General features: G+C 30.7%; 22 protein-coding genes, 2 pseudogenes and 1 other annotated feature. All 24 genes and pseudogenes read right to left on the reverse strand.

Going from position 1 to position 20428, the window contains the following annotated elements:
* Positions 1-7: 7 nt before the first annotated feature.
* On the reverse strand, positions 8-1960 hold the full coding sequence (locus SA378_RS09380; RefSeq protein WP_318525730.1) for an NAD(+) synthase: 1953 nt from the start codon (positions 1958-1960) through the stop codon (positions 8-10).
* An 11-nt stretch (positions 1961-1971) separates the two neighbouring features.
* On the reverse strand, positions 1972-2760 hold the full coding sequence (locus SA378_RS09385) for a Nif3-like dinuclear metal center hexameric protein (protein ID WP_318525752.1): 789 nt from the start codon (positions 2758-2760) through the stop codon (positions 1972-1974).
* On the reverse strand, positions 2756-3433 hold the full coding sequence (locus SA378_RS09390; RefSeq protein ID WP_318525731.1) for a class I SAM-dependent methyltransferase: 678 nt from the start codon (positions 3431-3433) through the stop codon (positions 2756-2758). Before SA378_RS09390 ends, SA378_RS09385 begins: the two co-directional genes overlap by 5 nt.
* A gap of 64 nt (positions 3434-3497) precedes the next feature.
* Positions 3498-4664: pseudogene (rpoD, locus tag SA378_RS09395) on the reverse strand (RNA polymerase sigma factor RpoD).
* Positions 4665-4667: 3 nt separating this feature from the next.
* Positions 4668-6434, reverse strand: coding sequence for a DNA primase (dnaG, locus tag SA378_RS09400; protein ID WP_318525732.1), 1767 nt, complete (start codon positions 6432-6434; stop codon positions 4668-4670).
* 80 nt (positions 6435-6514) lie between these two features.
* On the reverse strand, positions 6515-7528 hold the full coding sequence (locus tag SA378_RS09405) for a deoxyguanosinetriphosphate triphosphohydrolase (RefSeq protein WP_318525733.1): 1014 nt from the start codon (positions 7526-7528) through the stop codon (positions 6515-6517).
* 21 nt (positions 7529-7549) lie between these two features.
* On the reverse strand, positions 7550-8359 hold the full coding sequence (locus SA378_RS09410; RefSeq protein ID WP_318525734.1) for a pyruvate, water dikinase regulatory protein: 810 nt from the start codon (positions 8357-8359) through the stop codon (positions 7550-7552).
* Positions 8360-8371: 12 nt separating this feature from the next.
* The gene (locus tag SA378_RS09415) at positions 8372-9043 is read right to left on the reverse strand and encodes a helix-turn-helix transcriptional regulator (protein ID WP_318525753.1); all 672 of its coding nucleotides are present in this window, start codon (positions 9041-9043) and stop codon (positions 8372-8374) included.
* Positions 9043-10437: a glycine--tRNA ligase gene (locus SA378_RS09420; RefSeq protein WP_318525735.1), complete on the reverse strand. Its 1395-nt coding sequence runs from the start codon at positions 10435-10437 to the stop codon at positions 9043-9045. Before SA378_RS09420 ends, SA378_RS09415 begins: the two co-directional genes overlap by 1 nt.
* A gap of 61 nt (positions 10438-10498) precedes the next feature.
* Positions 10499-10672: a binding site (T-box leader), on the reverse strand.
* 47 nt (positions 10673-10719) lie between these two features.
* On the reverse strand, positions 10720-11235 hold the full coding sequence (locus tag SA378_RS09425; RefSeq protein WP_318525736.1) for a DUF4342 domain-containing protein: 516 nt from the start codon (positions 11233-11235) through the stop codon (positions 10720-10722).
* Positions 11236-11251: 16 nt separating this feature from the next.
* Positions 11252-11965 carry a DNA repair protein RecO gene (gene recO / locus SA378_RS09430; protein WP_318525737.1) on the reverse strand — a complete coding sequence of 238 codons (714 nt, stop codon included), beginning with the start codon at positions 11963-11965 and terminating at the stop codon, positions 11252-11254.
* On the reverse strand, positions 11962-12852 hold the full coding sequence (era, locus tag SA378_RS09435; RefSeq protein WP_318525738.1) for a GTPase Era: 891 nt from the start codon (positions 12850-12852) through the stop codon (positions 11962-11964). Before era ends, recO begins: the two co-directional genes overlap by 4 nt.
* A gap of 20 nt (positions 12853-12872) precedes the next feature.
* Complete coding sequence (gene cdd, locus SA378_RS09440) at positions 12873-13265, reverse strand: cytidine deaminase (RefSeq protein WP_318525739.1); 393 nt, start codon at positions 13263-13265, stop codon at positions 12873-12875.
* A gap of 119 nt (positions 13266-13384) precedes the next feature.
* Positions 13385-13834, reverse strand: coding sequence for an rRNA maturation RNase YbeY (gene ybeY, locus SA378_RS09445; protein WP_318525740.1), 450 nt, complete (start codon positions 13832-13834; stop codon positions 13385-13387).
* Positions 13827-14795 (reverse strand): PhoH family protein, encoded by a 969-nt coding sequence (locus SA378_RS09450; protein ID WP_318525741.1) that lies wholly within the window; start codon positions 14793-14795, stop codon positions 13827-13829. The genes ybeY and SA378_RS09450 overlap by 8 nt, the downstream gene beginning before the upstream one ends.
* 13 nt (positions 14796-14808) lie before the next feature.
* On the reverse strand, positions 14809-16026 hold the full coding sequence (locus SA378_RS09455; protein WP_318525742.1) for a sporulation protein YqfD: 1218 nt from the start codon (positions 16024-16026) through the stop codon (positions 14809-14811).
* 2 nt (positions 16027-16028) lie between these two features.
* Complete coding sequence (locus SA378_RS09460) at positions 16029-16310, reverse strand: YabP/YqfC family sporulation protein (RefSeq protein ID WP_318525743.1); 282 nt, start codon at positions 16308-16310, stop codon at positions 16029-16031.
* A gap of 111 nt (positions 16311-16421) precedes the next feature.
* Positions 16422-16865, reverse strand: a complete 444-nt coding sequence (locus tag SA378_RS09465) for a GatB/YqeY domain-containing protein (RefSeq protein ID WP_318525744.1) — start codon at positions 16863-16865, stop codon at positions 16422-16424.
* Positions 16866-16876: 11 nt separating this feature from the next.
* Positions 16877-17062: a 30S ribosomal protein S21 gene (rpsU, locus tag SA378_RS09470; RefSeq protein WP_318525745.1), complete on the reverse strand. Its 186-nt coding sequence runs from the start codon at positions 17060-17062 to the stop codon at positions 16877-16879.
* A 105-nt stretch (positions 17063-17167) separates the two neighbouring features.
* The gene (locus SA378_RS09475) at positions 17168-17509 is read right to left on the reverse strand and encodes a histidine triad nucleotide-binding protein (RefSeq protein WP_318525746.1); all 342 of its coding nucleotides are present in this window, start codon (positions 17507-17509) and stop codon (positions 17168-17170) included.
* 27 nt (positions 17510-17536) lie between these two features.
* Positions 17537-18868 (reverse strand): tRNA (N(6)-L-threonylcarbamoyladenosine(37)-C(2))-methylthiotransferase MtaB, encoded by a 1332-nt coding sequence (gene mtaB, locus SA378_RS09480; RefSeq protein WP_318525747.1) that lies wholly within the window; start codon positions 18866-18868, stop codon positions 17537-17539.
* Positions 18869-18960: 92 nt separating this feature from the next.
* Entirely contained in the window at positions 18961-19305 is a 345-nt protein-coding gene (locus SA378_RS09485; RefSeq protein WP_318525748.1) for a YraN family protein, read from the reverse strand.
* Positions 19306-19334: 29 nt separating this feature from the next.
* A complete protein-coding gene (gene deoC / locus SA378_RS09490; RefSeq protein WP_318525749.1) occupies positions 19335-19997 on the reverse strand; it encodes a deoxyribose-phosphate aldolase in 663 nt (220 codons plus the stop codon).
* 165 nt (positions 19998-20162) lie between these two features.
* Positions 20163-20428 (reverse strand): annotated as a pseudogene (locus SA378_RS09495) (ribonuclease HII); the annotation flags it as partial.

Below are 20428 nucleotides of genomic sequence, written 5' to 3' on the forward strand. Positions count from 1 at the left end.
TTTGTATTCAATTGTCAAATGAATTATTTTCCATACCATTCAAATTATTTAACCAAATTTCGTAAGATGCATCACTAGGCATTCTCCAGTCTCCTCTTGGAGAAAGTGATACTGAACCTACTTTAACTCCGTCAGGCATGCATGAACGTTTAAATTGCTGAGTAAAAAATCTTTTATAGAATTTCTTTAATGTTTCAAGAATTACATCTTCTGTAAAAATACCATCGAATGCAATTTTAGCAAGGTAATAAATTTTTTTAGGTTCATAACCATTTCTAATCATGTTGTACAAGAAGAAATCATTTAAATCATATGAGCCAACAGTGCTTTCGGTGAATTGCTGAATGTTTCCTTCTTTATCCGGTGGAAGAAGTTCCGGACTTACAGGTGTATCACAAACATCCAGCAAAGCAGTTTGTATGTCGCCTTCAGTTTCTTCATCTGCATACCATTTAACAAGATATTTTACCAATGTTTTTGGTATGCTGGAATTAACTCCATACATGGACATTTGATCTCCATTATATGTACACCACCCCAGAGCGAGCTCTGACAAATCTCCTGTACCTACTACTATTCCATTTTCCTGATTAGCAACATCCATTAATATTTGAGTTCTTTCTCTTGCTTGTGCATTTTCATATGTAACATCATGGACATCCACATTGTGTCCTATATCTTTAAAATGTTGTATACAAGCATTCTGAATTGCTATTTCCTTTATTGTAACTCCAAGTTCTCTCATTAATGTAGTAGCATTGTTGTACGTCCTGCTAGTTGTTCCAAAACCAGGCATCGTAATTGCAATAATACCATCCAAAGGTACGTTAAGCTTTTTAAATGCTTCAACTGTCACTATTAAAGCTAACGTACTGTCTAAGCCACCTGATATACCCACAACAGCTTTTTTTGTTCTGATTTTATTCATTCTTTGATACAATCCTATTGCTTGAATGTTCAGTATTTCTTTGCATCTTTTATTTCTTTCTTCTTTATTAGAAGGAACAAATGGTCTTGGATCAACATGTCTTTCTAATTTTTCATTTTCATTGCATCCAAGGTTGAAAAAAATATATTGATAATCTTTTTTATCGTTTTTTTCCATGTATGTGTTAGATTTAATCCGATCATTGTTGATTTTTTCCAAATCTATATCACAATATATAATATCACTTTCATCAAAAAATTTATTTTCTTTTAATACATTTCCGTTTTCTGCAATTAATGCATGCCCTGAAAAAACAACATCTGTAGTACTTTCGTCCTGCCCTGCAGAACAATAAGCATAAGCTGTAATGCATTTTGCTGACTGAACTTTTACAATATCTCTTCTGTAATCAGTCTTTAATATAGTTTCATTACTAGCTGAAAGGTTTAATATTAAATTTGCGCCATACAATGTATGATACGAACTTGGCGGAATATTTACCCATAAATCTTCACATACATCTATACCAACACATAAATCAGACAAATTATCTTTAAACAATAAATTTTCATTAAAAGCAACATTCTGGCCACATAGTGTCACACTGCTGCTTATTCTGGAAACTGATGATGCGAACCATCTTTTTTCATAAAATTCATTGTAATTTGGTATATAAGTCTTAGGAACGGCACCGAGGATTTTTCCATTTTTTACAATTACTGCACAATTGAATAATTGGTTGTCAGCTTTTACCGGCATTCCTACGGCTATAAGAACATTCAATTTTTTCGTTTCTTCAAGCAAATTATTTAAAGCATATTCAGCTTCTTTTATTAAAGCCTTTTGATTGAACAAATCTCCACATGTGTAAGCTGTAATACATAATTCAGGAAAAACAATTACTTTCGTGTTCTTTTCTAAAACCAATTTTTTTACAATAGAAACTATTTCTTTTACATTGTAATCAGGATTTGCTACTTTTATTGCTGGAACTGCTGCAGCAACTCTTATATATCCAAAACTTTTATTCATATCATTATCCTCTATATTATTTTTTCTTCAACCGTGTTTGTATTTAAAAGAATTATATGAAGTTCTTTTGCTTGTTTTGATTTTTCTAATATATTTTTTAAAGTTGTCATAATATGATTTTCAGTATAAAAATGTCCTGCATCTATTATACTTAATTTGTTATTTAATGCTTTTTGAGCCTGATGATATTTAATGTCACCGGTTATATAGACGTCAGCACCACAACTTATTGCATCATCAATGAAATCACTACCACTTCCGCCACAAAAAGCAACTTTTTTTATTAACTGATTTTCATTGTTGCAATATAATTTTATACTTCTACAGTTTAACAATAATTTTACTTGTTTTGCATATTCAACAATATTTTTAGCATCTATGCTTCCAATGCCTCCATAACCGCTGTTGTCATCATTTACTTGATGAAGAACCTGAAATTTGTTAATGCTTAATTTGTTCGCCAGTTCATAATTTACTCCTTTTTCAGCCATATCTAAACTTGTATGCATACTGTACAAATTAACATTGTTTGTAATGAGGGCATGAATTATTTTTCCGTCATATGAATTGTAATCAATTGATTTTAAAGAGCTAAATAAAAATGGATGATGTGTGATTATTAAGTCCACTTTATGTTCGATAGCATAGTTTACAACATTTAAATCAATGTCTAAGGTTAACATAACTGTTTTTATGTTGCTGTTAATGTCGCCTATTTGCAATCCGCTGTTGTCCCAATCTTCTTGTGGCTTTAATTTTAATTCATCATCTAATAGTTTAATAACTGAATTGATTTTAATTTGACATCAACTCCCTCACTCTATTATTTTTTTGCTTTAAACAGTTTATTTTTTCATTATATTCCTTGTTATTTGTTTTTTCAAGACTATTGATTATCTTTTCATTTATGTTTAAAACTTTATTTATGTACTCCATCATTAAAGGCTCTTTTTTTTCAATCAGGTGTCGGCTGAATTCATAATATATTTCATCTGTTATTTCTGCTGAACCTGGTGTTGCTTTTATTACAAAGTAGTAATGATGATATTCTTTTATAATTTTTTCATCTATTATTTTAAAACCATTTTCACATAAATATCTGCGGAGTTTTTCTGCAGTTGTCATTGGTTGCAAAATAAGCTGTGATGATTCTTTAGAAATATTTTTTGATACTTCAAGTATATCTGCAATTAACTCCCCGCCCATTCCTGCAATGACTATTGCATCAGCTTCTTTTTTTTTCAAAACCATAAGCCCATAGCCAAGTCTGAAATCGCATTTTAAATTTAAATTTTTAATAGTTAAATATTCTATTGCCCTGTTTAAAGGACCTTCATTTAAATCTGTAGCAATGACATGTTCACATATATTATCATTTAACATCATTTCTGCTACATAGCCATGATCTGTCCCTATGTCTGCTACTGTATTGCATTTTGTTACCATTGATTTTATACATTCTAATCTGTTCATAGCATCCTCTTTAATAAAAAATACAGACTACAAAATTTATAATTCTGCATTCTGTATCAATTTTTTATTCTAAATAATCTTTAAGTTTCTTGCTTCTGCTAGGATGTCTTAATTTTCTAAGTGCCTTAGCTTCAATTTGTCTTATTCTTTCTCTTGTTACGTCAAATTCTTTTCCAACTTCTTCAAGTGTTCTTGCTCTTCCGTCATCTAAACCAAACCTTAATCTTAAAACTTTTTGTTCTCTGTCCGTTAAAGTATGGAGTACCGCTGAAAGTTGTTCTCTTAACAATGTAAATGTTGCTACATCTGAAGGAGCTTGAACTTCATCGTCAGGAATGAAATCTCCCAAGTGACTGTCTTCTTCCTCTCCTATTGGAGTTTCTAATGAAACAGGTTCTTGAGCAATTTTAAGTATTTCTCTTACTTTTTCCGGTTCCATTTCCATTTCCAAAGCTATTTCTTCAGGTGTTGCATCCCGTCCTAATTCTTGCAACAGCTGTCTTTTTATTCTTATAAGTTTATTTATGGTTTCCACCATGTGTACAGGTATTCTTATAGTTCTTGCCTGGTCTGCTATAGCTCTTGTTATAGCTTGTCGTATCCACCAAGTCGCATATGTACTAAATTTAAATCCCTTTGTATAATCAAATTTTTCAACTGCTTTTATAAGGCCTAGGTTTCCTTCCTGAATTAAATCCAAGAACAACATTCCTCTTCATACATATCTTTTAGCAATGCTTACAACAAGTCTTAAATTAGCCTCTGCTAATCTCTTTTTTGCTTCATCATCGCCATCTTTCATGCATTTTGCAAGTTCTATTTCTTCTACTGCTGATAATAACGGAACTTTTCCTATTTCTTTTAAGTACATTCTTACAGGATCATCTATATTGACTCCCTTTAAGATATCATCATCCGACTGGCTTACAAAGAAATCTTGATCATCTTTAATTTCAACTTCTTCTCCATCTTCAACTTTTTCAAGTATCATATCATCTTGAAACCCTAGTATTTCAAGATCATTGTCTTCTGCTTGCTTGTAAAAATCATCTATGAATTCAGGATTAATATCTAACTTTTCAAACGACCTTAAAACTTCTTTATATGTTATAAACCCATTTTTCTTGCCTTTTTCTATTAATTTGCTTTTTATTGATTCGATTTTTTGTAATACTTCTGTTTTTTGTATTTCATCATCTGCATTATCTGATATACTCTTGTTTTCACCCATGTGTTAGTTAACCTCCTCTTTAGTTGATTTAATCTTTTTAGCGAGGCTAAAAATTTCATTCATTACATCCTTGCTATTCGCTGCATTTTCAGATTGCTTTAAGCTATTAGTCAATATCGTTCTCTTCTTTTCGTAATATTTAATTTTAAGTCTTTTCATACAATCTTTGAACAAAGCCTCTAAATTATCATAATCAACATCGTCATTCTGCAAAAAAACACTGACATCCACGTTATCATTAATAATATCATTTAAGCTTTCCATATTAATACTTTTATCATTGATTTTGTATTCATACATATTTTTAAATGTTTGATAGTATTTTAAGTCCTTAAAGGTGTCTTCATTGACTATTTCTTTTAGTTGAAATGCAAAATCATTGTTCGTAAGTATAAGTTTAATAAGCTCTTCTTCATGTGATGTGGTTATTTTAGTAACCTGCTGCTTATTTTCAGCAGGTTTTGCAGATTTAACAAAAGTTACATGTTTAGTACTTCTCTTATTGTATTCTTTTATTATAGACTCTTTGGAAACCCCCACTTTACTCGATAGTTTTTCAAATATCAACTCTTTTTCAATTTCACTGCTTACATTTACTATATTGTCAAAAAATTTGTTTATATATTCAACTTTGTTAGAATTATCATAAATTTCTATATAATAATATTCTAAAAAGCTATAATAATCTAAAGAATTTTCAATTAATTTGTCGAAATTAATTTTTCCGAATTTATTTAGATACTCATCTGGGTCCTTTGCATCAGGTATTATAACAACTTTACCATCTAAATTATTTTTTTTCAGCATATTAATCGCTTTAAGTGCAGCTTTTTGTCCTGCATTATCTGAATCAAGCGCCAAATAAAAACTTTTTGAGTATCTTTTCATTAGTTTAATCTGATTTTCAGTTAAAGATGTACCTAAAGCTGCAACAGTATTTGTATATCCATGCACATGCATTTTAATTACATCCATATAACCTTCAACTAAAATAAAGCTTTTATCTCTTACTGCTTCTTTAGCTAAATTTAATCCATATAAATTATATCCTTTATTAAAAACTAAACTTTCAGGTGAATTCAGGTATTTAGGAAGAGAATTATCTAAGACTCTACCTCCAAATCCTATAATCCTGCTTTTTACGTCAAATATAGGAAAAATTACTCTTTTCCTGAAACGGTCATAATAATTATTGCTATTTTCTTTTTTTATGATAAGCCCTGTTTTTAAGATATCTTCTTCATCAAAGCCCTTGTTCGTTAAATATTTTAGTAAATTATCCCATTCGTCACTAGCATATCCAATTCCAAACTTTTTTATTACATTTACATCAATTTTCCTGGATTCCAGATATTTTATGACTTCTGGATATCTTCTTAAATTTTTATAAAAATACGCAGCAGCTTCTCTGTTGATTTTATAAAGCTTGTCTATTAATTGTTTACTGCTATTTTCTTTTGATGAAAAACTCGTTTCTTCTAAAACTATTCCTGCCCGTCTTGCCAGATATTCAGCTGCTTCAACAAAAGTGAAATTTTTATATTTTGTTAAAAAACTAATGCTGTCTCCGCTTTCACCGCATCCAAAGCAGTGAAATACCTGCTTGTCTGGTGACACAACAAATGATGGAGTTTTTTCTTTATGAAAAGGACAATTAGTATTGTAGTTTGCACCAGCTTTTTTCAGAGGTAAAAATTCCCCTATTACATCCACAATATCATTCTCTTCCAAAATCCTATTTATTACATCAGAGTCTAATTTATAGGGCATAACATCACCATTATCTTTACATTGAAGATAGATTATAACATACCAAAAGAATCTTGTCAACTTATATTATTCGCATCGATTTATTGTCTCCAAGGTTTTGGTATGTAAAAATCTTCAAAAATTTTCATTGCATATCTGTCGGTCATTCCTGCTATATAATCTTTAATAATTTCGCTTTTCGTAAATCTACCTTCATTGTAAATTTTAAAATAAAATTCCGGCAAACAATCAAAGTGTTTTATATAATATTCAAATATTTTTTCAACAATAAATGTTGTCTTTTCTTCTTCACTCTTTGCTATTTTATTATAATATACATTTTCAAATAAAAAATCACGAAGTTCAGTTGTTGATTGTGCAATTACATCACTCATAACAATTTTGTCGTTGTTAATGCTGTTATATATTATATCTACAATCATGGTATTTATTCTTTGGCCATGAGAATAACCAAGCTGCTTAAGAAATTTTTCCGGCAACTGTCCTGGCTTTATTATATTTGCTCTTATTGCATCATCTAAATCGTGATTTATGTATGCTACTCTGTCTGAGATATTTACTATCTGTCCTTCCAATGTAGCGGCTTTATACCCCAGCGGATGATTTAATATTCCGTCTCTAACTTCATATGTCAAGTTCAAACCTTGTTTTTCATTTCTTATTTCAAGAAAGTCAACAACTCTTAAACTTTGCTCATTATGTTTAAAACCCGATTCACAAAGTTCATTTAATATTCTTTCGCCTGTATGTCCAAAAGGAGTGTGTCCCAAATCATGTCCCAGAGCTATTGCTTCAGTTAAATCTTCATTTAAATTAAGACTTCTTGCAATAGTTCTTGCTATTTGCGATACTTCCAGTGTATGTGTCAATCTTGTTCTGTAGTGGTCTCCTTCAGGAGATAAAAATACCTGTGTTTTATGTTTAAGTCTTCTGAATGCTTTTGAATGAAGAATTCTGTCTCTGTCGCGTTGATAATCTGTTCTTATTTCACATTTAGGCTCTTCGGTTAATCTTCCTTTTGAAAGTTTACTTTTTGAAGCTTGGAGGGACAAATGATCCATTTCAAATTGCTCATAATTTTCTCTTATATTCACGACATCACTCTTTCTATAAAATTATTTACTGTTGTCTGCAATATAATCAAGTATTATAGAAGCTGTTTCTTCTACAGCTTTATTTGTTGTATCTATGACTTTGCATTTAAGCATTTTCATAATTTTTTCTGAATATTCTAATTCCGAAAAAATTCTTTCCATATTAGCATAGTTTGCAGTGTCATTTAACCCCATTGCTTTAAGTCTTTCTCTTCTTATCTTATTTAAATTTTCTTCATTTAAAGTTAAGCCAATAATTTTTTTAGGAGAAATTAACTTAAGTTCATCAGGCGGACTTACTTCTGGAACTAACGGTATATTTGCAACTTTTATATTTTTATGTGCTAAATACATTGAGAGAGGCGTTTTAGAAGTCCTTGATACTCCAATCAATACAATATCAGCAAGAAGTATTCCTCTTGTATCTTTTCCGTCATCATATTTTACCGCAAACTCAATAGCTTCTACTCTTTTAAAATATTTTTCATCAAGTTTTCGTAAAAGTCCCGGTTCATTCTTAGGTGAAAGACCTAATTGTTTTACAAGCGGAAGAAGAACAGGCGTCATAACATCAACAGCACCTATATTGTGTTCTACCGCTTTTTCTGTTAAATAATCCCTCAACTCTTCTACAACTAAAGTAAACACAATAAAGGAATTTTCTAAAGATGCTTTGGCAATTAAACCGTCAATTGCTTCTTTATCATTTATGTATGACACTCTTTTTATGTCAAAATCCACTATATCGAATTGTCTGATTACAGCTTTTGCAACTTGCTCGGCAGTTTCTCCGATTGAGTCAGAAACTGCATATATATTTATTTTATCCATGCAGATACCTCTTTATTTAGATATTTCCAATAATACCCTTGTTATGTTTGTTTTTGATATTCGGCCAAATGCTTTTAGTTTGCCATTAGGCATAGCGGTAACAATTGGCAGACAATCAACTTCATTTTCTATAATTTTTTCTGCTGCATCAATTATGGAATCATCCTCTTCACAATACACTATTTTAGGCATTCTAGTCATTACAACGCCCACAGGTATTAAGTTCAGATCTTTTCCCCCCATTGCCGCTTTCAATAAATCTTTTCTTGATACAACACCTTTTAACGCTTCGTCTTCAACAACAAAAAGTGTTCCGACATTTTCTAGAAAAAGAGCAACAATTGCATCATAAACACTTGTAGACTCTGTTACATTTACAGGCACTGATTTTATATCGGAAACTTTTATAGTTGATAATTTTTCATATATATCTTTTTTATTTTTTTTAGCAGAAATATAATAACCTACTTTAGGTTTTGCATCTATTAAGCCGCACATAGATAAAACAGCTAAATCAGGTCTTAAAGTTGCTCTTGTAAGACCTATTTTTTCAGCTATTGATTCTCCGGTAATTGGCTGATTATTATTTATTATTTCAATAATAACATTCTGTCTGTCTGATAATTTAATATGAATCGCCTCTTTTCTACAATAATTGGTATGCGGTTGATGAATATATTGTATTAGAAGTTGATTTTATCATTTATAAATTGAACTAAATCATCCATTTTTACTCTTACCTGCACCATTGTATCTCTGTCTCTGATTGTTACTGAATTATCTTCTAATGAATCAAAATCATACGTAATGCAATATGGAGTACCAATTTCATCATGTCTTCTATATCTTTTTCCAATGCTGCCAGCATCATCATAATCAACATTAAAATTCTTTTGCAAGCTGTGATAAAGTTCTGTTGCCTGCTCATTTAATTTTTTAGTCAAAGGAAGTATCGCAGCTTTAAATGGAGCTAATGCAGGATGAAGTTTTAATACTACTCTGTCAGTTCCATCTTCTAAAACTTCCTCATTGTATGCATCAATTAAGAGTGCAAGCATAACACGGTCTGCTCCCAACGATGGTTCAATGCAGTATGGTACATATTTTTCATTTGTAACAGGATCCTGATATGATAAATCTTCTCCTGAAGTAGTCATGTGTGCCTTAAGGTCAAAATCTGTTCTGTCAGCAATTCCCCAAAGTTCTCCCCAGCCAAACGGGAACAAGTATTCAATATCTGAAGTGGCATTGCTGTAATGAGAAAGTTCTGCTTTTTCATGATCTCTGAAACGTACATTTTCTTTTGTCATTCCAAGATTTAAAAGCCAGTTCATAGCAAATTCTTTCCAATAGTAGAACCATTCCATATCTTCTCCCGGTTTACAGAAAAATTCAAGTTCCATTTGCTCGAACTCTCTTGTCCTAAATGTGAAGTTGCCAGGAGTTATTTCATTTCTGAAAGATTTACCTATTTGACCAATACCAAATGGTACTTTTTTTCTTGATGAACGCGCTACATTTTTAAAGTTAACAAAAATACCTTGCGCTGTTTCCGGTCTTAAAAATATTTCCGATTGTGAATCTTCTGTTACTCCCTGAAATGTTTTAAACATAAGATTGAATTTTCTTATGGCTGTAAAATTTGATTTACCACATTCCGGACATTTGATTTTATTCTCAATAATATATGCTTCCATCTGAGAATTAGTCCAGCCATCAACTATCTGAACTTCACCCTTTTCATGCATATAATCTTCAATTAATTTATCAGCTCTGAATCTTGCTTGGCATTCTTTGCAATCCATAAGCGGATCACTAAATCCTCCGACATGGCCTGAAGCAACCCAAGTTGTAGGGTTCATGAGTATTGCAGCATCAAGTCCAACATTGTATGGACTCTCCTGTATAAATTTCTTCCACCATGCCTTCTTGACATTATTTTTAATTTCAACTCCCAAAGGACCGTAATCCCAAGTATTCGCCAGTCCTCCATAAATCTCTGATCCAGGAAATATTATACCCCTTGATTTAGATAATGAAACAAGTTTTTCTAATTTGCTTTTTTCGTTCTTTGCCATGATTTTCCTCCATTAATTTAGTCTAAGGATGAAAAAATATATAAAAAAATCTCCCATCCCGTATAGGGACGAAAGATTAATTCCGCGGTTCCACCCTATTTGACAAGGCACTGCCTTATCCTCTTTAAATAAAGGACTCAAAAGTTCCATTCATCCATACATCATTACCAGTTTTCACCAATCCTGACTCTCTAAAAAATCAATATGGACTACTCTTCTTTTTCACAGTCTCAACATTAACTATAATGTAACAAAATAAAGTTTTTATGTCAAGATTTTCTTTTAAAATTCGCCATTATTTTTATTAAAAGAGTCTGTTATATCTTTCTTTAGGTTCTCTGCGCCTTCCTTAACATCCTGCATCGCATCTTTTACAACATCCACTCCTTGGTCTACTTTTTGACCTAAGTCAATTATTTTTCCATCAGATTGAGTGATTTCAACTGAACACTGCGTAAGAAGTGCTGTTGTTATACCTGCCGCAGATAAAAATGGGGCGATAACAGCTCCGATTAATCCAGCTGTAATAGGCAGATTAATAATAACTTCATTGTTTTTCTTTATAGTAAGTTTTGTTGCATTTCCTTTTGACAACATATCTTTAAGCTGGTTCATTATTTGTTCGCCTTTATTTGAACCAGTTGAAGCATTAGTTTTGTTCTTGTTCATATTTTCAATAAATATTATAGCTTCAAGAACATCTCCGTTTGCAGATTCAAGAGCTTGCTTAGCTGTAGAATAATCAGTATTTGTGCGCCTTAAAATTTCATCGATTTTTTGTAAAGTTTCATTTTCCATAACTACCCATCCTTTTCTAAATCAGTTTCAATGTAGTAAAGTTATCCTTTCCAATGTAATAGAATAAAAAATTTCTTATTAAATTTAAAAGTTTTGTGTTTACTTCAATTGATCCGATATTTTCAAATTTCGATTTTAGAATTTTATCTAAAGTTAGTATTTCACTATAAGTGACATTTATTCCATTTCCATAATTTACGCACTTAGAGCAAAACACTCCTCCTTCTTTAATTGAGAATTTGGCATCTGTAAAAACTGTTGCTCCACATGACAAACAATGCAGAAAGTCTGGTCTATATCCAAGCATGGACACAAGTTTTAACTCATATGCTGCTGTCAGTTTATCAAAATTTTCAGTAAAACAAGATAGATAATGAAGTGCAGACACTGTCATATCAAATATTTTATAATCATATTCATTTTCCTGTGCCACATAACTAATTAATTCTATAATATAATTAGCGTAATAATACGCATCTATATTATTTTTAAGGTTGTAAAAATTGTCAATTAATTCTGCAGAAGTAATAATGTACATATCCCTTGATTTTGTAAGAGAACATGCGGAATGTGCAAAAAGTTGAGATGCATTTACCAAATGAGAATTATTCTTTCTGCAACCTCTGGAAATCAGTTGAATTTTTCCATTTGTTCTTGACAAAGCATGAAGTATCTTATCATTTTCATTGTAGTTTACTTCTTTTATAATAAGAACTTCTTCGTTTATCATTTTTGATCATATCCTAGACTTCTGAGAAGATAATTATTATCTCTCCAATTTTCAGATATTTTTACAAACAGCTGTAAATTCACCTGACTACCCAAAAGCTTTTCAATATCCTCTCTTGCACTTTTACCGATACCTTTTATTTTCCTGCCTTCTTTTCCTATTATAATGCTTTTATGTGACTTCTTCTCACATAAAATACTTGCTCTAATATCTACAAGGTTTCTGTTTGTTCGTTCCTTCATTTCTTCTATTTCAATAGCAATTCCATGAGGCACTTCATCCTGCAAATACATAAGTGCTTTTTCCCTTATTATTTCTGCAACAACAAAACGTTCTGGCCTGTCTGTAATATAGTCCTGCGGAAAATACATCGGGCCTGGTTTTAAGTATTTTATAATTAGTTTTATTAATGAATCAATTCCAAGATTTTTAAGTGCGGACATAGGCAATATATCGTCAAAAACATTGTACTTTCCAAATGAAGCAGCCATTTTAATAGCGGCTTCTTGGTCAAACATGTCAATTTTATTGATAATTAGTATTTTTTTTGCTTTGATATCTTTGATTTTTTCGATAATAAATTCGTCTCCGGGCCCTATTTTATTAAACTCATCTGTAATCATAATCAAAACATCCATTTCTTCAAGGGCTGAGTCAACTTCAGTGTTCATAAACTCTCCGAGATGGTTTTTTGGCTTATGGATGCCTGGTGTATCCAAAAAAATTATTTGAGCTTCATCATCTGTATAGACAGTTCTTATTTTGTTTCTAGTTGTTTGAGGCTTATCAGACATTATTGATATTTTTTCGCCTATCATTGCATTCATCAATGTTGATTTACCTACATTTGGTCTTCCTATTATTGTTACGAATCCTGATTTAAACATATATTCCTCTCATTCTTTTGTTAATCTAAGTCTTCCGGTCCAAAACTTTTGGGCAAAAGTTCTTGTAATGTATATACTTCGTATGAATCAATATTTTTTGCACAAATTACTTTAATGTCTTTTCCAAATTCCAGCATAAATTGTCTGCATACTCCGCATGGATAAGAAATTTTTTTATCGCTACCTACAATTGCAATTTTTTCAATATCTTTGTAACCTTCCGAAACACTTTTAGAAATTGCAACTCTTTCAGCACATATTGTAGGCGTGTAAGATGCAGATTCAATATTACAGCCTGTAAATATTTTCCCGCTTTTTGTATATACAGCTGCGCCAACTTTAAAATTTGAATATGGACTGTATGATTTTTCTCTAGCTTCCATAGCTATTTTTATCAATAATTTATCTTCCATAATACCACCTTAATTTTTTTAATCATATTATAACATATGAAATTAAATAAAACTAATTATCTTTAGTTATAACAAAGTATCCTTATCCAGTCTATGTAGATGTTTTTTTCGATATTAAACTATTTAAACAATTGAAGTTCTTTCATTATTTCTTTTTCCCTCGATCTCATTTCTTCTTTTTCAGCATTTGTCATGTGATCATATCCTAGTAAATGAAGCATGCTGTGAACTGTGAGATAAAGCATTTCTCTTTCTAAACTGTGGCCGAATTCATTAGCTTGTTCAATTATTCTTTGTGTTGACAGCACAATATCCCCAAGGATAATTACGCCGTTAAAATCATCGTCATCCATAGGGAAACTCAACACATCTGTTTCACTGTCAACATTTCTGTAATCTCTGTTTAATTCTCTTATTTCTTCATTTGTAACAAAAGAAACACTCACTTCAAAGTTTCCTTCTGCGTTTTCAGCTTCAAGAACTGTACTAATTGTTTTTTCAATAGCTTTAATGTTATCTTCTGTTATTTCCATTATGTCTTGTCTGTTATCAAATAATACTTCAATCATTTTTTTTAGCCTCAAATCTTTCATATGCTTTTATTATATCTTGAACCAATTTATGCCTTACCACATCTGAAGTATGAAAGAACATAATACCTATGTCTTCTACATCCTTTAAAATATTAATAACGGATTTAAGTCCTGACCTTTTACCGTCCGGGAGATCTATCTGCGTAATATCACCAGTTATAACTGCTTTAGAGCCATAACCTAGACGTGTCAAAAACATTTTCATTTGTTCATTGGTTGTATTTTGCGCTTCGTCAAGAATGATGAATGCACAGTCAAGCGTACGACCTCTCATATATGCTAGGGGCGCTACTTCTATCAATTGTTTTTCAACATTTTTCATGAAATTTTCAATACCCATAATATCGAAAAGGGCATCATAAAGAGGTCTTAAGTATGGGTCAACTTTATCCTGCAAATCACCTGGAAGAAATCCTAGTTTTTCACCTGCTTCAACTGCAGGTCTTGTAAGTATAATGCGTTCAACTTCTTTTTTTCTAAATGCATTTACTGCAGCAGCAACAGCAAGATACGTTTTTCCGGTTCCGGCAGGTCCTATTCCAAAAGTTACATCTTTTGAATTTATTAAATCAATATACCTTTTTTGACCAACCGTCTTTGCTTTTATAACTCTTCCAGATGCAGAAGTAACAATGACATCTTTTAGAATTTCATTGTAGTCTATATTATAATCGGATTTATTAGCTTCAATTAAATAAACAACTTTTTGATCGCTTATTTCCCCTTCAGAGCCAATAACATTTATCATATCCTTCAATATTTTAGCAACCGACTGTACTTTAGATTTATCTCCGGTTAATTTAATTACACCGTTTCTCATAAGAATGTTAACATCAAAATAACTTTTGATTATTTTAATATTTTTGTCTTGTATACCAAACAGTTTAATTAAATCATCTCCATTTGCCAATAATATATTTTCTTCAAATAATTCCATTAATCCTCCTTGATTACTCTTCAATTTCTTCATTAGTCTCTTCATCATTATTGTGTACAGGGTAAATTTTCACACTTTCACCGATATCTTCTATTATTTCAATTTGTGCCTTCAAATAATAATAACCCTCATCTTGAGAAAAGTTCATGGATGATTTTAAAATTTTCGAGTTTCCATCACACTTATTTAATAAGTCATCATACATACTAACTTTCAATTTGTTTTGAGCAGTATTTTCATCTATTTCAATTTCTTTAATAACTTCTTCATAGTATACACCTTTAACAATATTTATATCAGTTAAATCTGTAAATATAGGAACGTTAATCATATATTCCTTATAATTATAATTTTTATAAGGTTCTTTGTCACCTATTATTTTTATATTTTTTCCATTTATTTTCAAGTAATATACATTTCTACTTTTATTAGTTGCCACATTTACATTTTTAAGTTTTTCTTCTTTCATTTCAAAATTATAATATGTTTTTCCATAAACAATACCTTCAGATGGAACCATAACAAATTCTTCAGAATTTTTATTTTTTACAATCCCCATAACCAATGTTTGCCCTTCATATACAACGTTACCTTCTTTTACTACAGCCTGACCGCTTTTAGCAATAACTTTTTTTATGATAGCATTTTTCTTTGAAATAATGCTGGTTGGATCGTTACTTTTAATATTTGCCGTTTCTTCAACTTTTTCTTTTACAAAAATAATTAAATTAGAACCTTCTACGTATACTTCTATGAATTTAAAATTATCAAAGTTTTTATATAACATAGTTTCTATGGCTTTTGTTTCTAAACTTCCTTGAGATATCGGCAAATTTATTTCATTTTTCTCAAGTAAATTAATTATTTTATTTGCAGTTGAATGGTTTACTCCTATTACCTCGACATTCCAAATAAGAGAAGTTAGAAGGTAAAAGCATATTATTAGTATAAACAAACCTCCCACAAAACCCTTCCTTATTATAATTTTGTTAAGTTTAAAAGCTAAACCTCTCTTTTTAACAGGTTCAATTTTTAAATCTGCAATGATGTCTGAGTATTTTTTATAATCATCATAGGATATTTTAAATTTAATTTCATTTTCTTTTTTTTCAACATCCCATATTGTAATTTGTTTTCTTCTAAGTAAATTCATGATTTTCTCGCAGTTTGCATTTTCAAGCCTTATAATAACGTAGCCTTTTATTAAATACATCAACTTAAATATCAGCATATTTACTCCTTATTAATAAAAATTATCTCTTTGATTGTCCCCTTTATTATTACTTTAAAATTATTTATTTCTTCTATTTTAAATTTCGATCCTTTTATCAAAATATTCTGTTCACATGTTTTTATTTCTATTTCATCATTTTCATAAATTGTAATTCCTAAATGATTTTCAATTATTACTTTTTTGTTTCCATGCATTTTTAATTCAAAGTTGTCTGTAAATACATCGTTTGGAATTTCCAAATTATCTGCAATTTTATTTCTTAAATTGTTAAACTTGCCCATGTAATCCCCCTTTCAATTTTATTCCTTATTATAAATTATGCATAAGTCGCCATACTATGATATTCTATTTTAGGGCATAAAAAAAGCCCTGATAATCAGGGTTTCTTTAAACTACTTTATATATTTAGCCACAATTTCGTTTATATGCTTTCCGTCGGCTTTGCCTTTTACTTTAGGCATTATGAGAGCCATAACCTTACCCAAGTCTTTTTTAGACTGAGCATTGGTAGTTTCAATTGCTTCTTTAACAATTGATTCTAGCTCTTCATCTGACAGTTGAGGCGGTAAATATTCTAATAGTATTTTGATTTCTTCATTGGTAAGATCAATAAGATCTTGTCGCTTGCCTTTTTCAAAGTCAGGTATTGAATCTTTTTTTTGCTTGATTTGCTTAGCTATTATATCTATTACATCTGCATCAATCAGTTCAATTCTTTCATCGACTTCTCGTTGCTTAATAGCTGCTCTTACCATTGTAACTACATTTTTTTTGACTTTGTCTTTAGATTTCATGGCCTCTTTTAAGTCACCCATGAGTTTCTCTTTTAAAGGCATACTTTCACCTCTTATCTTGCTTTTTTATTTTTTTTTCTGCGAGCCGCTTCAGCCTTCTTTTTACGTTTAACGCTTGGCTTTTCATAATGCTCTCTTTTTCTTACTTCAGCCATTACACCTGTAAGTGCACATTGTCTTTTAAATCTTCTAAGAGCGTTATCTATTGACTCATTATCTCTAATTTTTACCTCTGTCATTTGCTACCCTCCCCTCGTTTTCTACTACTGATAGTCCTAGGACTCCAGCGAGTTTGAAATAGCACTTATTTATTATATAACATAGAATAAGTAAATGCAAGAAATTTATGATAAAGTTTCTGACAATTTTTTACCACCAACTAAGTGGAAGTGCAGGTGCTTAACAGACTGACATCCGTCTTCTCCACAATTGCTTATAACCCTGTATCCGGAGTCCTTAATACCTTCTTGTTCTGCAATTTTACTGATTGTTTCAAATATTTCAGCAACTATGTGGCTGTTTTCACTTGTAATTTCGTTCATTGATGTAATATGCATTTTAGGTACTACAAGTATATGTACAGGCGCCTGAGGATTTAAGTCTCTAAAGGCTACTAAATTTTCATTTTCAAATATAAATTGTGATGGAATTTCCTTATTTGCTATCTTGCAAAATATACAACTCATTTTTTTCACCTCTCATCCTTAAAATATCTAAATATTATTACATTCACCTGATAAATAATCTTTTTCAATATTATTCATATGAACATAAACTATTTCATTTTTAATATTAATATCACTTTTCAGCAAAACTTTCAAGTAGTTTGTTGTGTAACCTTCAAATGTATTATCATTTTTTTCAGTTTCTATCAAAACAAACATGTCTTTTTCTGTAAATTTTTTCATAAATTCATTAGAAATACTTTCAGCTAATTCAATAAGGACTTTGCTCCTGTGCGCTTTTACTGAATCATCAACTTGGTTTGTCATTTCTGCTGCTTTAGTTCCTTCTCTCGCAGAATATTTGAATACATGAATTCTTGAAAACTTAACGGTTTTTACAAATTCCAGGGTTTCATTAAACTCTTCATCTGTTTCTCCTGGAAACCCGACAATTATATCGGTAGTGATTCCTGCATTCGGCATATATTTTCTTATTATTTCAACATTATTCTTATATTCATCTGTTGTGTATTTTCTGTTCATGCGTTGCAAAACAGTTTCGCTGCCGCTTTGCAATGATAAATGAAAATGGTCACATGTTTTTTCTAAACTTGAATAACGTTTAACAAATTCTTCAGTTATTAATTTAGGTTCTAATGACCCAAGACGTATTCTTTGAATACCGTCAATTTCATTAATATCCTCTATTAAACTAATTAAAGCGTCCTGCTCCTGCTTATCTTTTCCATAAGAAGAAATGTGAATTCCATTCAAAACAATTTCCTTATATCCGTTTTCTGCAATTTTCTTTACTTCCTGAACAATATCATCATGGTTTCTGCTTCTTATAGGACCTCTCAAATAAGGAATAATGCAGTATGAACAATATTGATTGCAACCGTCTTGTATTTTTATATTTGCCCTTGTTTTGTCATGAACTGATGTTATTTTAAGTTCTTCAAAACACTCTTTGCCTTTGAAACCTTCTATATGAAATTCATATTCCTTGTTGTTCAATTTATCTTTAATAAGTCTACCTATGCTGCCTTTGTTCTTTGTTCCAATAATTATATCTACATTTGTTTCTTTTTTTATTTTCTCACTATTGAGCTGAACACTGCACCCTACAGCTACTACCAAGGCTTCAGGATTCAATCGTTTTGCTTTATTTATGAATTGTCTTGATTTTCTTTCACTTTCTTTTGTTACGGCACATGTATTTATTATATAAATATCACTTTTTTCACCTTGATGCACAACTTTAAAGCCGTCATTTTCCAAAAGTTCTGACATGGCTTCAGTTTCAAACTGATTAACCTTGCAGCCCAACGTTGTGAATGAAACAGTATATATCTTTTTGTTTGTATCTGAGTAATTCAAAATTTTTCTCCTGAATATAATCTATTCCTTATTATATTAAGGAACTTAATGATAATAGCATACATAATAATATAATTCAAGAAAATTAAGCATTAAAATGCATTTTCAATGTGATTTATTATCTTTACGTCCATTATTATTTCAATTACATCAAATTGGCATGGAAAATCATCAGAGCCTGCCAACATAAAATAATATTTTGCAACCTTAATTATTTTTTTTTGCTTGATTAAAGTTACGGCTTCCCTTGGATAACCATAGTCAGTATTTTTTCTTCCCTTCACCTCTATAAAGTGAAGAATTCCATCTTTTCTTGCAATGATATCTATTTCACCAAGGCGACATGTGAAATTTGTTTTTTCAATTATATAATTTTTATCCAGCAAATATTTTTCAGCAATTTTTTCGTATTCAAAGCCCTTGTTTTTATCATACATAATGAGACCTCGAAATCAAAATTGTATTTTTATTTTTCGGCTTGAGCAGCACTTATTAATTTTATCGCTGAACTTGTTCCAATTCTGGAACATCCCTCATTGATAAATGCTTCTAAATCATCCAGTGTTTTTATACCGCCTGCAGCTTTTATTTTTACATTTGGACCTATGTGTTTTTTGAATAACTTAATGTCCTCAATGGTAGCTCCATTTGTGCCAAAACCTGTGGAAGTTTTAATATAGTCAGCACCTGCATTTGTAACTGCATCGCACATGGCAATTTTTTCTTCTTCATTAAGATAACAAGTTTCAATGATTACCTTTAAAATTTTATCTCCTACTGTTTTCTTTAGTGCTGCAATTTCATCTTCTACTTTTTTATATTCTTTATTTTTAACATCGCTTATATTAATAACCATGTCAATTTCATTTGCACCATCTTCAAGAGCTTGCTCACATTCGGCTATTTTAGCTTTAGTTACAGAATATCCTAATGGAAATCCTACTACAGTGCATATATTAATTTTATCATTGTATTTATCATGAATTCTTTTTATATAGCATGGAGGAACACAAACAGATGCTGTTTTATACAATATAGCTTCCTCGCATAAAATGTGTATGTCTTCCCAAGTCGCAAACGCTTTCAACTGTGTGTGGTCAATATGGTTCATTATATCTAAATTGTTCATTCAATAACTCCTTAACATTAATTTAACAGTTTTATAACGTTAGTTTAGCATAAATGCATACATTCGTCAATTACAACTGTTTCTTGAAAATTTTCAAAAATTATATATACGATATGTACTCTGTACTTATTATTAAAAAAATGCAAATAAAAAACAGCTTAATATTTATAAAACGCTAAGCTGCTCGTCTTCGTTCAGTATCTTTTTCAGAAAAGTTTTTCTGTGTATATCAGTTGGACCAAATTCAAGCAAAGCCTTAACGTGATCTTTGGTTCCGTAGCCTTTATTTTTTGCAAATTTATATTCCGGATATTTTTTATCAAGTTCTTCCATTTGCTTGTCACGAGTTACTTTTGCAATGATTGATGCTGCAGCTATGCCGTGGCATTTGGCATCCCCGTGAATAATATTTGACTGCGGCAAAGGTAAAT

This window comes from Sedimentibacter sp. (assembly GCF_033447055.1).
GTDB lineage: Bacteria > Bacillota > Clostridia > Tissierellales > Sedimentibacteraceae > Sedimentibacter.

Bases quoted from the DNA above. Each gene is read 5' to 3' on its own strand.
- SA378_RS09380 (WP_318525730.1), bottom strand. From the start codon at position 1,960: ATGAATAAAAGTTTTGGATATATAAGAGTTGCTGCAGCAGTTCCAGCA.
- SA378_RS09390 (WP_318525731.1), bottom strand. From the start codon at position 3,433: ATGAACAGATTAGAATGTATAAAATCAATGGTAACAAAATGCAATACA.
- dnaG (WP_318525732.1), bottom strand. From the start codon at position 6,434: ATGCCCTATAAATTAGACTCTGATGTAATAAATAGGATTTTGGAAGAG.
- SA378_RS09410 (WP_318525734.1), bottom strand. From the start codon at position 8,359: ATGGATAAAATAAATATATATGCAGTTTCTGACTCAATCGGAGAAACT.
- SA378_RS09420 (WP_318525735.1), bottom strand. From the start codon at position 10,437: ATGGCAAAGAACGAAAAAAGCAAATTAGAAAAACTTGTTTCATTATCT.
- SA378_RS09425 (WP_318525736.1), bottom strand. From the start codon at position 11,235: ATGGAAAATGAAACTTTACAAAAAATCGATGAAATTTTAAGGCGCACA.
- recO (WP_318525737.1), bottom strand. From the start codon at position 11,965: ATGATAAACGAAGAAGTTCTTATTATAAAAGAAGTAAACTACAATGAA.
- era (WP_318525738.1), bottom strand. From the start codon at position 12,852: ATGTTTAAATCAGGATTCGTAACAATAATAGGAAGACCAAATGTAGGT.
- cdd (WP_318525739.1), bottom strand. From the start codon at position 13,265: ATGGAAGATAAATTATTGATAAAAATAGCTATGGAAGCTAGAGAAAAA.
- ybeY (WP_318525740.1), bottom strand. From the start codon at position 13,834: ATGATTGAAGTATTATTTGATAACAGACAAGACATAATGGAAATAACA.
- SA378_RS09450 (WP_318525741.1), bottom strand. From the start codon at position 14,795: ATGGAATTATTTGAAGAAAATATATTATTGGCAAATGGAGATGATTTA.
- SA378_RS09455 (WP_318525742.1), bottom strand. From the start codon at position 16,026: ATGCTGATATTTAAGTTGATGTATTTAATAAAAGGCTACGTTATTATA.
- SA378_RS09460 (WP_318525743.1), bottom strand. From the start codon at position 16,310: ATGGGCAAGTTTAACAATTTAAGAAATAAAATTGCAGATAATTTGGAA.
- SA378_RS09465 (WP_318525744.1), bottom strand. From the start codon at position 16,865: ATGCCTTTAAAAGAGAAACTCATGGGTGACTTAAAAGAGGCCATGAAA.
- rpsU (WP_318525745.1), bottom strand. From the start codon at position 17,062: ATGACAGAGGTAAAAATTAGAGATAATGAGTCAATAGATAACGCTCTT.
- SA378_RS09475 (WP_318525746.1), bottom strand. From the start codon at position 17,509: ATGAGTTGTATATTTTGCAAGATAGCAAATAAGGAAATTCCATCACAA.
- SA378_RS09485 (WP_318525748.1), bottom strand. From the start codon at position 19,305: ATGTATGATAAAAACAAGGGCTTTGAATACGAAAAAATTGCTGAAAAA.
- deoC (WP_318525749.1), bottom strand. From the start codon at position 19,997: ATGAACAATTTAGATATAATGAACCATATTGACCACACACAGTTGAAA.